Here is a 16,588-nt window from a genome sequence, read left to right as displayed (position 1 = left end):
AAAGTACGGGGTTTATGCCGATTGTCGTGCGGATTCTTTGTGAGTGGTATACGTTCACCATTCCGGCACACCGTCACTCACCGGCAGCCTGGCACTAATCTCCATCAATTTATCAGGACGTATGCCTTGTTTACTGCCAGCAATCAGTTGATCAATCTCAGTACGGCTGAAGCGGGTATGATACGCCATAAAATGCCGGTCAAAATCGTTCAGTGCGGCTACGGTTTGTGGTATTAACCGCAGATCAAAGGCCGTCATTGCCCATTCCAGATAAATCTGCCGGTTAAACATAAACCGCTCACCTTCCGGCACTGCGCTGATCCGCGACACAAATCCGGGCAAATCACCAATCTGCTGATAAGCTTGCTTCACTGATCCAAGGTTCTCTATTAAACCACGGGTTGTCAACCGATTTGTCAACGAATAGACGGCTTCCTTGTCTTTTTTCAGCGCTGCTGCCCGCGCCTGCATCATCAACGGAAGCTGCCAGACAGGTTGCAGGCTGCCTGCTTTTTGGTAGGCTCGTAAAGCATTGTCAACGTTTCCCTGCGACAGATATGTATCTCCCAGCAGCATCCAGGTAGCAGGCCGTTTCGGGCCATCAATAGCTATGGCTTGCTGAATGGCTTTAACCGCCTGATCAAACGCTCCTGCTGCACTGTGTAAAGACGATATACGTAACAATAAACGGCCGTAATGTGGTTGGTCAAGCCGTTGGCTTTCCATGACAGCAAGTGCCTCATTATAGCAATATTTTTTTGCCTCGATTGGTGCATTGGGCTCCTGCAAGACGCTCATTGCAAAATCTACGATCAGATCCGCCACCTCATAACGACCGGTAAGACTCTGATCATAGGTCGCTTTCAGCTTATTCATCCGCTCAAAGCCATTTGTCTCCGTCACCTGGCTATTCAGCTTTTTCAGGGTCAGGGCAGCATTGATAGTGAAATAACCAAGACAGGTAATGATCACGGCAAGTACAATCTTAACAACCATCCGGTAGACCGTCAACGGATGAAAAACCGCACTTGCTTTTTCATCCGTTTCTTTCCCTACATACCCCGTTAGCAGAAAAAAGAATTGAGCTGCCAGTAAATTATCCGGGTTTAATAAGCCAAAAATAAAATATGCTCCTCCTAATGCACCCAATATTCCTGCTTCGGGTGCAGAAAACCTACGTATTTTCAGTACGAACAATACCCATATTGCAAACCATGTGATCAGCCCGATAATACCGGTAGAAAAAGCCCACTCTAACGGCACGCAATGGATTCGGTCGTACCATTCTGTGCCATCTCCGGCAACCAGAGCCGCATCGTAATTTTTCGGAAACGCATAACTGTAATTTTCCTGTCCCCAACCCGTTAGCGGATGTTCAAGGAAACTCTTAAATGCCATCGCATTGGTGATCTGCCGGGCGGGCAACGTGTTGTTTCCGCCCGAAAGATTTGCCAATCGGCCGACTCCGGGAATATGCTGAAATAATGGATTATGCTGTAGCAGCCAATAACTGCCAACGACTGCTGAAATGACGATTCCCGCGATGCCGGCAAGCACCGGTATCGACCGGAACTTTCCCCATAGCCAGGATAAACCCAGGATTACGAACCCTCCCGCCAGACCTATCACCCCGGAACGAGCCCCGGACAACGCAATCCCCCAACACAAAATCACACAAATCAACAGGGTTACGGGTAGCCTGATTTTACCGGAAATCCAGTTTGCTTTTACCGCGATAAAAATGGCCAGGAAAACATGGATCATTAAATAAGCAGCCAGAAAAGCAGGTTGTCCGACAGTAGCGACAAAGCGATAGTGGTCGCCCAGCCAGCCTGTATCGCTTACGTATCCGACCGCTACCACAAGCAGAGAAGTTGCTATTGAGGCTATAAAAAGCCAATCCCATTCTTTTTGCTTTACGCCCGCCGTGGATATAATCAGTGCGTAAACGCCGAGATGTACGTAGCCGGCGAATCCCTCCATCCGCATAAATCCGGACAAAAAGCTTTGTGCCGGATCTACGCCAAGCAGGTCAGCAAGCGCAGTGACCAGCAGAAACAGCACTATACTCAGTTGCAGCCATGATAGGTTTGCTCTCGACCGAACCGGCATAAACAGCCATAGTAATGCCATTCCTTCGACAAGCATCCGGAAATAAAGCCCCCGCAACGCCACAAATCCGAAAAAAGATGAAGCACTGTACACAAGCGGCGTAAAAAGCGTTAAGAGCAACAAAAAAAGTATGCCCTTCCGCGCAAACGCTCCGTCTTGGCGTATTACCTTCTTTTCGTTGCTTATCTCCTTTTCACTGAGCGCGGACTTCGGCTTCTGGTGCTGCGTGACGGTGTTCTTTTTACCGGGCTGACGTGTTATCATCGTTTTTATTATGAGCAGAAAGGCTATTCTGAAAAGGGAAAGGACTACCGGGCGATAAGTTACCCGATAGCCCTTCCCCTGAAAATGCAATGCAACTAGTTATCTCACTAACCAGACAGTTTTTGTGGTATCCGGTGTAGTGACCTTGATATAATACGAACCTTTAGGACCGCTCATCTGCAGCGTTTGCTGCTCTACAGCACGCGCCTGATTCACCTCGCGTTTATCTAATAATTGTCGGGCTGCGTTATAGCCCTCGATTATCAGCTTACTGCCGGCTACCCCTTCGACCGAAACAGAAATCGTTTCAGTTTGTGTTGGTCTTGTACTTAAAATCACGCGCATCGGTGTAGCCCCTGAAACCGACGATTTTGTACGGCCGGTTGCTGTTGCCGACGTACAGGTTGTCGAAATACCTTCGCTGTAAGCACCGGTCAGCGCGCCCTGGTTATAGACAAGTAATGTATAACTACCTGCCTGCGATATACCATTGGCGATGACGTTATAGGTATCCGGAACCCGGTAAACATTACTGTATACGTAGCCGGAAGGCCCCACAAATACAAATTCGTTACCGTGCGCAACGGCTGCCAGCCCTGCCGTAGTTGGTGTCTGCCCCCCTTCCGGGCACGTCAGCATGTCTGTCACTTCAAATGTATCCGGCACAAGCGGTTCATCGGCCGGTAATACCGGAACACCGCTCTTCATAAGACAGCCGTCCTGGTTTACGGCAAGGATCGTATATAACCCAACCTGACTGACACTAAACTGACCCGTGAGGTTGGTAGTCGTTTCGCCGGCTGGCGTGACAAACGTGTAAGTAGGCGTTCCGGTCGTTTGGGCTGAAATACTTACTGAGGTTACGCCATCGCCTAACCGTCCGGAAACGTTTACTTGCGGGAATGGATAACTGGCTACTACCACAACATTTGTAGTCCCTACACCAAGGCATCCTTCCGGCGAAACACAACTCATTGAATAGGTGAATGTCCCGGCAGTGTTTGTTGTCAGTGAAATAACTGGCCCGGTCTGCCCGGTTGCCCAGACTACCGTACCACTAGTACACCCGCTGGCTGTCAGAGAGGCAACCTGACCGATACAGACAGTAGCACTTGCGGGCGAAAAACTAATCACCGGAGCACTGGAAATCACTGTGTAGGTACTTACTCCCGTACTACCATTGATGTCCACTGCCGATACCGAATACACTCCGGATGCCAGCCCTGTAAATTGTCCTGTACTATTGTTGAATGTCTGTCCGTTTGCCGCCATCAAGTATCTATAGGGTTGAAAACCTCCACTTGCTGCTATGGTGATCAGTTGATTACACCCTTGTTGACTGGAGGATGCCTGGACTGTAATGGAGGATGGTAACGTCGAAAATGTCTGCGATGCGGAAAAGCCGGAAATATCGGTAGTTGAACAGGCAGTGGCAATCTGCCATTCATATAATGTGTTTGGCACTAATCCACTCAATGACAACGCATAACCGGTTACTGTTGTGGAAGACCATGTTGACCCGTTTACCGGTTTCCACTGAATAACCGCTGAGCCGGGCGAGGTCCATGATAAACTGGCTGTGTTAGTTGTCAGTCCGAAACTCCTTGCATTGGAGGCCGTATTGAGGCAGGAGGTAGTTGTGAATGCTTTAGGAGAAGCGTAACCGGACGTCAGCGTAGTGGCACAGACCTGATCAACCTGGAATTCGTAGGCAGTACTACTCCGAAGACCGGTCAGTGAGTAAGCAGTCGATGTAACATTAGTGGCAGACCCTTCCCAGGTACTGTTCCCCTGTCGTCGCCATCGCACATTGTAGTCGTAAGGGGGCCAGTAGGCTTCTCTCGCCCATTTAAGCGTAACCGAGTTACTTGATACGTTAGATACAGCCAACAATGCCGGTACCGGGCAACCGCCTAGATATGTAAATGAAACCGGTGTACCAAAAGCTGATGTGGTGCTGTTCGGGCACACAGTAGCAACCTTGAATTCATAAATACCACCAATCGACAGGTTCGATAAATCATAGGTATTACCTGTTAATCCTTGTACTGAAGTCCATACACCACCAGCAGGCCGCCATTCTAATGCATAATTACCTCCCTGAACCAGTCCCGTCCACTTTAATCTTGTACTGGTTGGAGTCATTTGAGTCGGATACATACCGCTGGCTACGTTTGCACAACCCGTCGTGGTTAGCGAACCTGGTGTTACAGGAACAGTAAGGACATTTGCGCCTCCACCAATAACTTTTACTGACGCGGGGCTTACAATACTACCAACCTGCAAAAAGAACAAAGACTGTTGGATTAGCCCAGGGTAAAGCGGAAAACTTGTACTTCGCTGAAAGTTTATGCCATCTGTTGATACGGCAACACCATCGGGTGGTATAACATTAAAGCCAGTATATGTCTTTACATTTATACCATTTACAGTAAGGCTGGCACTCGCTGGAGGGGATGAAACTATAATGGACGATGGGGAACCTGACAGATTTAAAATTGTACTGTTATCCCCCGTAACAAGTCCTGTTACCGTTATCACTACCGGGGCTGCACCAGGGCTGGTAAACGTAACACTTGCCGGATAGGTGCCGACAGACAATCCTGCATTTAATTTCAGATTAACTGTAAAACTAGCAGAGTACATACTGGTTTTAGTTTCTGAAAAAGATGTTCCGGTTTCAGTTAACAAGTCAGCAGAGGTAAATGTATATCCGCTACCTACACAAATAGCAGAGAGCGAAACACTTGATCCGCTATAACCATACATGGTCACGTTAAAGTTATAAACTGCCGGGCCGTTATTCTCTGCGTACGCAAGCGTAACTGAACTTGGATAAACAGAAATTGTCTGGGCTTTTACAGCTACCGGAAACCAACAGCCTAAGCAAGCAAAAAGGAAAAAGAAATAGTGAACAGGTAAAACAGATTTCATAGACTTCAGGATTTGTGGGTTCGTTCTTTTCAGCGCTTTTGTTACTGCCATCAGCACGTGTACGCCACAACCAATTACCTCATTTATAGTGTACTACCACACTACTTTTTACCAAACCCAGACTTTTCTTCAGGAAAACACGTATTTTTTTAATGAAGACAAACAGGCTTATATTTATTTTTTTCCATATATCGCATACACTACCTTTTTCATTAGCTTTGAAGCACCCACAACACGTAACTTAAAATGCCACATACAGATACTTTGAAGCGTATAGTGCTGGTGTGTTTTATATTTTTGGGCGCACCAACCATTTATGGCCAGCCCCTCCGCCGGCTACCGTTACAAAAGCATAAGGTCTCCTGGGCAAATCAGGTTTATAGGGAAGCTATACAGAAAAAAGACTCAGCCCTGCTGGCAGAAGCATATTATTTATATGGTAAGATTTATCAGGCTGCCGGCGATGTACTGACAGCCAAGCGTTTTTTTATGAAATCGCTCCGTATTCAGGAAAAGCGGGGCGTTTCTGAAGAATTAGCCAGGCTCTACTACCGGCTGGCAGACCTTGCTTTCCGACAATTGCTGTATAAAGAGGCCAGATATTATGTTGACGTTCAATACCGCATAGCCCGGCAACTGGGAACTGACAAGGCACTAATCCGGGTATTTGGTGATCTCGACCATTTATACCAGATCGATTGGTCCTCCGGCAATCCGGAGTATCCCAAACCAAATAGAGATAGTGCGCTTTACTATTTCCGGCAAAAGGAACCTCTTATCTTACGAAGTAAAGATCCGGTCGCGTTAAGCGAATACTACAGTTCGGCAGGTAATCGATTACTGGAAACCCGTGATGCTAAATGTCTCTACTACTTTTACAAGGCCTTACAGATTCAAAAAAAATATAATAAAACGTATGAGAAGGTGAAGTCGATGTTACAACTCAGTAACGCCTACATTCGTTTAGGGCAATCCAAGCGGGGATTAACGCTGTTACAGGAAGCTGAGAAAATTCAGTCAGGACTGCCCTCTAATACCAGCAACTTTACAAATTTAAAGAGTTCATTCGCAACAAATTATCACACTTACTATCTGAAAACAGGTAACTGGCAAAAGGCCTATGCCTACCAGCAACAACTCTTCGACATTGAGAGACAGGAACTGGCCTTTGACCGTAACGGTGCGCTGTCACGCCTCAGTCTTGAATATGAGTCCGAAAAAAAGGAAGCTCGCCTGAAACAGCAACAGCAGGAAATTTCCCTCCGCAACGAAAGCCTGCTGAATCACCAACGGTTTATCATGGCCATGGCGGCGTTACTGATGATCACCATCGGCATGAGTATCCTTTTTTTTCGGCTATACCGCAAAAATCAGCGCATCAGTCAGCGGAATGCCGAACTGGTAAACGAACAGAATCACCGCGTGAAAAATAACCTGCAGGTTGTTTCCAGCCTGTTAAGTCTGCAATCAAACCGGCTGACCGATTTAAATGCACAGAAAGCGGTCGAAGAAAGTCAGCTACGGGTGCATACCATGGCGATTCTGCACCGAAGGTTGTATGACAGCGATGGCCTGGTTACGGTCAACCTCGCTGAATACATTCCCGATCTGGCCAGGGGAGTTATTACCTCCTATGGCTATGACCAGATCGAACCGTTTATGGAGATACCGGCTATACAACTTATGGCAGACCAGGCACTACCTCTTGGATTGATTATTAACGAGCTGACAACGAATACCTGTAAGTATGCCTTCCCTGAAAACCCTGATCCATCGCTCCGGCTGGAAGTCAGCCAGCAAGGCAGGCAACTTACGCTGCGGGTAGCCGATAATGGTCCGGGATGGGGGCAGCTACCTGTGCCTATGCATCCGGTTAGCTTTGGTTTACGGCTTATCCAGCTACAGGTGGCTCAGTTGCGGGGAATATACCATTTTACGAACACTACGCCGCACGGCTCCCTATTCACAATGACCTTCACCATTACCTAACGTATAACACCCAATGACCCTTGTAAAACCACTTTCTATCTTACTCGTTGAAGATGATTTGTTAACGGCTTGTGATATTCAGGAAACCCTGGAAAAAGCCGGGCACACCGTTACGGCCGTAGCCCGATCGTATCAGGAAGCACTTGCCGCCGTAAAACAGCAGATCCCCGATCTGGCCATTCTGGATATACGGCTGGAAGGTTCGCCCGCCGACGGCATTATTACCGCCAAAGAGATTATCCGCCTCCACCCGATGCCCATTATTTACCTGACGGCCAGCTCAGAAGAACAAACTGTTGCCAGAGCCAGGGAAACCCTTCCGCTCAATTACATTACCAAACCGTTCAGTCCTGCCGAACTGCCGCGTCAGATTGATATGGCTTATCACTATTATGAACAGACCATGCAAAAGCCTTTACCTGTTACTGATCCGACAGTTGACAGTATCTTCCTGCCATTAAACAAAGGCTATCAGAAAGTACTCCGGAAAGATATTTCCGTGCTCTGCGCCGAGGGCGCCTATACGAAACTGGTTCTCGTACACTCTGAGAAAACACACCTGGTCTCTATGAATTTAGGCTATCTGACGCAGTACTTCGACGCGCACCCGTTTTTTAAACTGTCCCGCTCCTATATCATCAACCTGAATGAGGTTGAGCGTATTGAAGGAAGCGCTGTCTTTCTTAAAAATCATCGGAAAGCCATCTCGATACCCGAAAAAATGAGAGCAAGCTTGTTGAGCCGGCTCCATGTGATCCGGACCCGTTAACTCTTATTGGCTGACCCTGTTGGATCAGCCAACCGTTTTTTACCGCCCGAATGCCCAGACCAGAAAATCAGGCATGATCGCACGCCAGGTTTCCTGATTGTGCTGGCCGCCCTGCACCTCTACGTAACGGACCTGCTGATCCTTACGGTAGCCTTTAGCCTCCAGCTCATGAATGATGTCGAGTGTATCGTCGATGGAGTCAATGACGCCGTTGTTATTACGGTCACTGGTTTCGTCATCGGTGCCGGTCTGGAGCCAGAACTGAAGTGACTTTTTACCGGTGAGGTCAGATGCCGTTGTCTGCCGGACAAGCACGTGCATGATGCGGTCGTGATAGTCGTTATACGCCGTACTGAACGCTTTACTCCGCCACCAGAACGAGCCGGAAAAAACGCCGGCCCGGGAAAAACGCTCCGGATGATGCCAGACAATGTCAAACGCCGATAATCCGCCTAACGAAAAACCGGCAAATGCCGTCTGCGCGGGATCAGCCGAAACGGCATACTGCTTCTGTATGTGAGGCATAAGTTCCGTTAGAACGAAATCCGTATACAAACCGGCTTTACTGCCCCGCTTCATATAATCAGCCTGAGCGGCGGTCCCATACTCCTGAATCCGGTCACCGGCATGAATCGCCACCAAGACCACAGGCCGGATAACCGCTTTCTGATAGAGCGAATCCATGACATCCTGCATCTGCAGACGGGGCAAATCCTGCCCGTCATTCAGGTACAAAACAGGGTAAGGCCCTGACTGGCTGCTGTATCCGGGGGGCAAGATAATATCCAGCCGGACAGCCCGCTGTAAGGGTACTGATAAGACTGAATCGGTGACCAGGGTAGTTTGAAAAGCCGAAGCCGGCGAGCCTGCAAATGGTAACATTATGTATATAAACAACAGCCAGGTAAAACACATTAAGAACAAATTTGGGCTTTTTTTCGACGGTCGCCAGCGCTTCGGGCTTTCTTTTTCTAAATTTTCGCTATTTTTCATGTGAAAATTATGCTTCGTTAAATGCAGGAACGCTACTCTAAATGGTATTCGCATCACCTCGGCCGTGACATCGAAATGCTGACATTCGGCCATTGGGGGTATCCGGTTCTCCTTTTTCCGACCTCATTCGGCCGCTATTACCAGAACAAAGACATGGGCCTTATCGAGTCGGTCCGCTGGTTCGTCGAACAGGGCAAAATTAAAATTTACTGCATCGACAGCATCGACACCGACAGCTTCTATGCCAAACACCTGCACCCCTCAGTGCGCATCCGGAATCATGTCTGGTACGACAAAATGCTGCACGAAGAACTGCTGCCGTGGATGCAGCGCGAAGGTGGTGTGCACAAAATCGCCGTGGGCGGATGCAGTTTCGGCGGGTATCATGCCATGAACTTTGCCTTCCGGCATCCGGATGTGGTATCGCACCTCTGGACAATGGGTGCCGCCTTCGACATCCGGTCGTTTCTGGACGGATATTACGACGATACGGTCTATTTTAATAACCCCGTCGACTTTATGCCTAATGCGCACAACGATCAGTTTCACCGGATGAACATTGTGCTCGGCACCTCGGAACACGATTTCTGTAAACCGGCCAATATCCAGATGTCGCAGATTCTGAACCGGAAAGGCATTCAACACTGGCTCGATATCCGGCCCTGGGGCCTGCACGACTGGCCGGTCTGGAAAGAAATGCTTCCGCACTACGTCAGCGTCATGTAACAAATCCGGTAACTACCGGACCTGAACATTCGCAGCACTCAACAGTTTGTTTACCAATAGTTTTACCAACAGAACAAACATTACTCACAATTAACTGACTTTCAGCTCGATGGCAAAAATAGGTATCTTATTCGGACAGGAGAATACGTTTCCGCAGGCTTTTATTGACCGCGTAAACGAAAAGCAAAGTGAATTCAAGGCAGAGTTTGTCAGCATTGATCAGGTCGAACAGGGTGTCGCCACCGATTACGCCGTAATCATTGACCGGATTTCGCAGGATGTGCCGTTTTACCGCGCGTTCCTGAAAAACGCCGCCCTGACCGGCACCGCCGTAATCAACAACCCGTTCTGGTGGAGCGCCGATGAGAAGTTTTTCAACAACTGCCTCGCCGTTCAGCTGGGGGTTCCGGTTCCGAAAACGTTCCTGCTCCCGTCCAAAGAGCGTCCGGACGATACTACCGCCAACTCATTCCGCAACCTACGGATGATGGACTGGGATGGTATTTTTAACTACATCGGCTTTCCTGCCTTCATGAAACCGCACGCCGGTGGTGGCTGGAAAAGCGTTTATAAAGTACATAACCCGCAGGAGTTTTATCAGGCCTACGACGAAACCGGTCAGCTGGTGATGCTGTATCAGGAAGCCATTGAGTTTGAGGACTATTTCCGCTGTTACTGCATCGGTGGCAAAGATGTCCGGATCATGCCGTATGAGCCCCGTAACCCGCATCACCTGCGCTATGCAGCCGAACCACAAACCAAAGGTCCGGCCCTGGAAAAACTGCTGGCTACCATTAAGGAGTATGTACTGGCCCTGAACAACGGCCTCGGCTACGACTTCAATACATTCGAGTTTGCGGTTCGCGACGGTATCCCGATTGCCATCGATTTCTGTAATCCGGCTCCGGATGCCGACCTGTATTCGGTAGGTCAGGAAAACTTTGACTGGGTCGTTGAAGCCGCCGCCAATTTTGCCATTGAGAAAGCGAAAAGCTATAAGCCCGGCCAGATGAACCTGACCTGGGGGTCGTTTGTCCGTAACTCAACGCAGGGTATCGGCATGACCCCGCCAGCCACGGCACCCGAACCGGTGGCCGCTGCCGAACCTGAAGCAGCCGCGAAACCAAAGCGTACCAAAAAGAAATAACGTAGCCGGTGTGCGTATCTCCGGATACGCACACAATATCCATTTACCTTTTACCGCCTAATTGTTATGCCCGTTTTTACCCTCGGAATTGAAGAAGAGTTTCAGACCATTGACCCCGAAACCAGGGAGCTCCGGTCGCACATGTCCAAAATTGTGGATGGTGGTAAAATTGTGTTACAGGAACGGGTAAAAGCCGAAATGCACCAGGCAGTGGTGGAGGTTGGTACGGAGATCTGTAACAACATCCATGAGGCCCGCGAAGAAGTTACCTACCTCCGCCGTAACATCATGGAACTGGCCGATAAGCAGAACCTGCGGATTGCGTCGGCCGGTACGCACCCGTTTTCGGACTGGCAGGATCAGCTCATCACACCAAACGAACGTTATGACCAGCTGATTGAAGAAATGCGCGATGTGGCCCGGTCGAACCTGATTTTCGGCCTGCACGTACACGTAGGCATCGAAAGCCGGAACGAAGGGATCCAGATCATGAATGCGGTGCGGTATTTTCTGCCCCACATCTATGCGCTGTCGACCAATTCGCCTTTCTGGCGCGGCCGGAATACAGGCTTTAAATCGTACCGCTCAAAGGTATTTGACAAATTTCCGCGTACGGGCATACCTGACTTCTTCTCGTCGGCTGCCGAATACGATGAATACATTAACCTGCTGGTAAAAACCAACTGCATCGACAACGGCAAGAAAATCTGGTGGGATATCCGGCTGCATCCGTTCTTCAACACGATTGAATTCCGGATCTGCGACTGTCCGATGCGGGTCGACGAAACTATCTGTCTGGCGGCCATTATGCAGGCGCTGGTGGCAAAAATCTACAAACTGCACCGGCAGAACCTCAACTTCCGGCCATACCGGCGCCTGCTGATCAACGAAAACAAGTGGCGCGCTGCCCGCTACGGAATTGAGGGCAAGCTGATTGATTTCGGTAAACAGGAGGAAGTGCCGACCCATCACCTGATTCACGAACTGCTCGACTTTATCGACGATGTGGTCGATGATCTGGGTAGCCGTGCCGAGTGTGAATACGTGCTGAAAATTCTGGAAATGGGTACCGGTGCCGACCGTCAATTAGCCGTTTTTCAACAAACCGGCGACTTAAAACGGGTGGTTGATTACATCGTAGAGGAAACTTCTCACGGAATACGGTAGTTAAACCTGTAGAACGGAACCGTCGCCGCGCGATGAGATTCCGTACTACACAGCAGATTATGAGACAACTAAAATTAGCCATTCTGGATATGTATGACAACCACCCCAACGAAGGGATGCGTTGTATCCATCAGCTTATTCAGAAAACAAAAGAAGAAGAACAGGTTGACCTTGCGGTTGATGTATTCAACGTAAGGGCCAGCGACGAACTGCCCGATCTCAGTTACGACATCTATATCTCGACCGGTGGTCCGGGCAGCCCCATGCCATCCGCCGATACGTGGGAGCGGCATTATTTCTCCCTGATTGACAGGCTGTTTGACTATAACCGTACGAACCGGCAAAAGAAATATGTATTTCTGATCTGTCACTCCTTCCAGCTCGTAGCACGGCACTTCCGGCTCGGTATGATCAGCAAGCGACGGTCAACGTCGTTCGGCATATTCCCGATTCACCGTACTGACGACGGCCATTCGGAGCCCTTCTTTAAGGTGCTGCCCGATCCGTTGTTTGCCGTTGATTCACGGGATTTCCAGCTGACGAGCCCGAACTGGAGCCGTATCGAAGAACTGGGTATGAAGGTGCTGGCGCTCGAAAAAATCCGGCCGCACGTCAATCTGGAACGTGCTATTATGGCCGTCCGGTTCTCCAATGAGATCTTTGGTACCCAGTTTCACCCGGAAGCCGACAGCGCCGGTATGCTCCGGTATTTTCTAACCGATGAAAAGCGGAATCAGATTATCGAAAACCACGGCGAAGAAAAATATAACGAGATGGTTGCCTCGCTACAGGATCCGGACAAGATTCAGTTTACCGAATCGGTGATTATTCCGTCGTTTCTGCGGCAAGCCATCCAGGCAAATCTGCCGGTAGCGTCACACATGCAACATTAACCATTTCAGCCCCCCGGTTGAAAACTAAACCAAGCAATTATGATTTCAACAGTCCGTCAGATCTATAATGAAGCATTTAGTAACGAACGATATCAGGACTTACTACAGGCTATAAACGAGGATTTGCCCGGGATGCTGGACTTCCGGATTGCCGAAACGCCCGTTTTCGTACCGAAAGAACTGAAAGAAAAACTGATCTCAGCCTGCGATCACATTGTTGATGTTATCACGGCTGATAATTTCAGGGAACTGACCGATAAGGCCATTCCACGAAACGATTATGTGCCCAACGAAGACAATCACGCGGGCTTTCTGGCCATCGACTTTGCCGTTTGCCGGAATGAAGCCAGTGGAGAACTTGAGCCTCAGCTAATTGAATTACAGGGCTTTCCGTCTCTGTTCGGGTTTCAGGCGTATATTCCGGGGCAGTTCCGCCATCATTTTCCGGTTCCTGAGTCATACACCTCCCTCTTCAATGTGGCCGATCGGGAAGAGTACCTTGAGGAGCTACAGAAGCTGATTGTCGGGGAACATGATCCGGAGCATGTTATTCTGCTGGAAATTTATCCGGAACAACAGAAAACGCGGATCGACTTTGAACTGACGCGCCGCTTTCTGGGAGTTGAGCCGGTCTGTCTGACCAAAATCCGGAAAGAAGGCAGAGCTTTGTTCTACGAAAAAGACGGCCGTCGAATTCCGGTCAAACGGATCTATAACCGGCTGATTTTCGATGATTTACAGCGTTTTGTCGATATTGAAACAGAATTCCGGCCAACCGACGATGTGGATGTGGAATGGGTTTGCCACCCGAACTGGTTTTTCCGGATCAGTAAGTACACGCTGCCCTTGTTCGACAGTCCGTTTGTGCCGAAAAGCCATTTTCTGAGCGATCTCGACGCGTATCCGGAGGATCTGGAAAACTATGTACTGAAACCGCTGTTTTCGTTTGCCGGAAGCGGCGTTCAGCTCCATATTTCGGCCGATGACCTCGACGCGATTCCGCCGTATGAGCGGCATAACTTTCTGTTACAGCGGAAAGTATCCTACGAACCGGTCATACAATCGCCGGACGGGCTGGTAAAGTGCGAAATCCGGATGCTGTTTATCTGGCATAAGGATGATGACCAGCCGAAGCTGGTAACCAATCTGGCCCGCCTCAGCCGCGGCGAAATGATCGGCGTTAACTTCAATAAAAACAAAGACTGGGTTGGCGGCAGCGTCTGCTTTTTCGAGCCTTAAGGCGTTTTAACATACTTCAGGACTACCTGTACGAGATCATCCGGGTAAAACGGTTTTACCAGCATGTCATTCAGGCCGGTAGTCCTGATTTTTTCTTCTACCTCTTCAGGCAAACTGGCCGTTAATGCAATTATCGGCAGAGTCTCACCCCGCGCACGGATCTGTTTCGTTGCTTCATAACCATCCATCACCGGCATCTGTAAGTCCATAAGCACGATATGATGACGGGCTGTGTCCAGTTTATCCAGTGCGATCTGCCCGTTTTCTGCCACTTCAGCAGTGGCACCCAGCCGGGTCAGAATACTTTCTGCCAGAAACACATTCATCGGATTGTCTTCGACAAGAAGCACACAAATCCCTTCCAGCGGTTTCTCATTTTTCGGTACCGGTTTCGGTGGTTCAACCGGCGCCGGTTCGTCTTCAGCTTTCATAAACGTTTGCGTAAAATAGAACATGGATCCTTTGTCAGGCTCGCTGGCCAGTTTAAGCTCAACACCCTGTAAATCAAGAATCCGCTTACAGATACTCAAACCAAGCCCTGTGCCTCCGTAGTTCCTCGACATCGACGAATCGGCCTGGGTAAAATCATTGAAGATCAGTTTCTGCTTGTCGGGGGCAACGCCAATACCGGTATCTTTTACTGAAAACGTCAGGTCAACCCGATCACCTTCCTGCTTGCTCAGCTTCACACGGATATCAACCCAGCCTTTATCCGTAAACTTAATCCCGTTCTGAACGAGGTTCATCAGCACCTGCGTGGTTCGAGTCGGATCGGCCAGTACGGTCCGGGGAATGGCCGGATCGAGGTCAATCCGCAGCTCAATCCCTTTTTTCTCGGCATTTATGCGATAACCGGCCTGAATCTGCTGCACAATTCTGGCGATATCGGTCGGTATTGATTCAAAGGTTACCTTTCCGGCTTCGATCTTGTTGAAATCCAGAATGTCATTGACGATTTCCAGCAGGTTATTGGTCGAAAACTGCATGGCTTCCAGCTGAGGTACCTGGTCTTCGCGCGGGTTATTCTGAATCAGCAGGTGTGTCATGCCGACAACGGCATTCAGCGGCGTCCGGATTTCGTGGCTCATCGTGCTCAGAAACTCACTTTTTACCCGTAACCCTTCCTCGGCCTGGTACTTTGCCAGCTGTAGCCGGTACGCAAACCGATAAGACAGAATAAGCGATTGCAGGAAAAAGAACAGCAGATAACCAAAGAACAGTACCCATTTTTGCGGGATAAAAATGCCGAAATGATTCAGCAGCACAAACAGAAAAATCACCAGCAGCACACCCGTGCTCATCAGTGCATACTCAGCCCCAAGACGCCGGTTCCGCGCCGCCTGAATGTATACCCACATGCCGTACAGAATAAACCCGAACATCATGTATAAAAACCACTCCATTAGCTGAGTAATGAGCAGCGGCGGCAGCAGTAAAGACAGAAAGGCAAAGCCGAAACAGATACCTGTCATAAGGTTTTTGGCCGGCCGGCTGATGTCTTCGCCATACAACTCCCACGTATACAGCACAAAAAAGCCGATGCCGACATAAAGCGACAGGTATTCCAGATGCAAGGTAGTCGTCCAGCTCAGCTCCGGAAACAGACCGTGAAAGGCATATTGGTTGGTACCCATAATCCGGTAGCTGTAAATCACACAGAAGAGGGCAAAAAACAGGATGGAGCGCTCGTGGCGACCCAGCATATAGAGTCCCAAAAAGAACAACCCGCCCATAAACAGGCAGCCTGTCAGCAAAAAATCAAGGGCCTGATTCCGGTGCCAGTCAAACAACAACTGCCCGTGATCGCCCAGCATAATGTGGTCGTAAGGTCCTCCTTTGATGTGGTGAAAATTGGCGATCTGCATCACCAGCACCACCGAATCCCTGTCGGCAGGTAACCGGCAGACCTGCGTCATCCAGTAGGGGGTCGTCGTTTCAGCCGTCAGTCCGGGCTGGCCGTTGCGGGCAATTTCCTGCCCGTTGGCATACAGTACATACGATGTATAAACATCCGGAAGTGTCAGACCCAGCTCCGGGTGAGTTTCGGGGAGCAGAATGGTAAGCTGATAGGTAGCAGCGCCCTGATTTGAAACGGGCCGCCCCTGCCAGGTGCAGTCATTCCACGTAGCAGGATAGCTGACATACGCGGGGGCCGTCAGCGTTTTTTGCAGCCTGCCCCACTGCCACTGCCAGGTGCCTGACAAAGCCACCCGCTGCCGGGAAAAATCAACCTCCCGGGCATCCAGCACGCCTTTTTCGGCAACCGGATTTTTCAACGGCGTCGATGCCACGACCGCTTCGTGCATCAAACACAGCGCGGCGATCTGCATGCAAAGCCAACACATTCGACAAAGT

The 16,588-nt window shown here is 49.5% G+C and carries 11 protein-coding genes; 7 read left to right on the top strand and 4 right to left on the bottom strand.

Translation table 11 applies throughout. The annotated features are described in order from the left end of the window. Positions 1–54: 54 nt before the first annotated feature. Positions 55–2,064: an O-antigen ligase family protein gene (locus AC23NW_RS14650; protein WP_487450406.1), complete on the bottom strand. Its 2,010-nt coding sequence runs from the start codon at positions 2,062–2,064 to the stop codon at positions 55–57. Between the two features lie 411 nt (positions 2,065–2,475). Next, entirely contained in the window at positions 2,476–4,536 is a 2,061-nt protein-coding gene (locus AC23NW_RS14645; RefSeq protein WP_487450405.1) for a fibronectin type III domain-containing protein, read from the bottom strand. Between the two features lie 1,263 nt (positions 4,537–5,799). Between AC23NW_RS14645 and AC23NW_RS14640 the strand changes: the two genes are divergently transcribed. Next, positions 5,800–7,299, top strand: coding sequence for a sensor histidine kinase (locus tag AC23NW_RS14640; RefSeq protein ID WP_487450404.1), 1,500 nt, complete (start codon positions 5,800–5,802; stop codon positions 7,297–7,299). Between the two features lie 13 nt (positions 7,300–7,312). Next, positions 7,313–8,068, top strand: coding sequence for a response regulator (locus AC23NW_RS14635; RefSeq protein ID WP_487450403.1), 756 nt, complete (start codon positions 7,313–7,315; stop codon positions 8,066–8,068). Between the two features lie 39 nt (positions 8,069–8,107). On the opposite strand, the gene AC23NW_RS14630 is transcribed toward AC23NW_RS14635, so the two are convergent. Next, positions 8,108–8,950, bottom strand: a complete 843-nt coding sequence (locus AC23NW_RS14630) for an alpha/beta hydrolase (RefSeq protein WP_487450402.1) — start codon at positions 8,948–8,950, stop codon at positions 8,108–8,110. Between the two features lie 132 nt (positions 8,951–9,082). Here AC23NW_RS14630 and AC23NW_RS14625 point away from each other — a divergent pair, with 132 nt between their 5' ends. The 5 genes from AC23NW_RS14625 (at position 9,083) to AC23NW_RS14605 (ending at position 14,233) form a co-directional block, all read left to right on the top strand. Next, positions 9,083–9,787, top strand: coding sequence for an esterase family protein (locus tag AC23NW_RS14625; protein WP_487450401.1), 705 nt, complete (start codon positions 9,083–9,085; stop codon positions 9,785–9,787). A 109-nt stretch (positions 9,788–9,896) separates the two neighbouring features. Continuing rightward, on the top strand, positions 9,897–10,934 hold the full coding sequence (locus AC23NW_RS14620; RefSeq protein ID WP_487450400.1) for an ATP-grasp domain-containing protein: 1,038 nt from the start codon (positions 9,897–9,899) through the stop codon (positions 10,932–10,934). Between the two features lie 66 nt (positions 10,935–11,000). Beyond that, on the top strand, positions 11,001–12,101 hold the full coding sequence (locus AC23NW_RS14615) for a carboxylate-amine ligase (RefSeq protein WP_293841596.1): 1,101 nt from the start codon (positions 11,001–11,003) through the stop codon (positions 12,099–12,101). 59 nt (positions 12,102–12,160) lie between these two features. Beyond that, a complete protein-coding gene (locus tag AC23NW_RS14610) occupies positions 12,161–12,994 on the top strand; it encodes a type 1 glutamine amidotransferase (RefSeq protein ID WP_487450399.1) in 834 nt (277 codons plus the stop codon). Between the two features lie 39 nt (positions 12,995–13,033). Then, positions 13,034–14,233 (top strand): hypothetical protein, encoded by a 1,200-nt coding sequence (locus AC23NW_RS14605; RefSeq protein ID WP_487450398.1) that lies wholly within the window; start codon positions 13,034–13,036, stop codon positions 14,231–14,233. Here AC23NW_RS14605 and AC23NW_RS14600 read toward each other — a convergent pair. After that, on the bottom strand, positions 14,230–16,578 hold the full coding sequence (locus tag AC23NW_RS14600) for a response regulator (RefSeq protein WP_487450397.1): 2,349 nt from the start codon (positions 16,576–16,578) through the stop codon (positions 14,230–14,232). The two genes, AC23NW_RS14605 and AC23NW_RS14600, sit on opposite strands and share 4 nt — an antisense overlap. Between the last annotated feature and the right edge of the window lie 10 nt (positions 16,579–16,588).

The sequence above is a fragment of the Arsenicibacter sp. R0_47 genome (assembly GCF_057652235.1).
The sequence above is the reverse complement of the archived record's forward strand: the minus strand, read 5'-3'. Positions and strand labels throughout refer to the sequence as shown.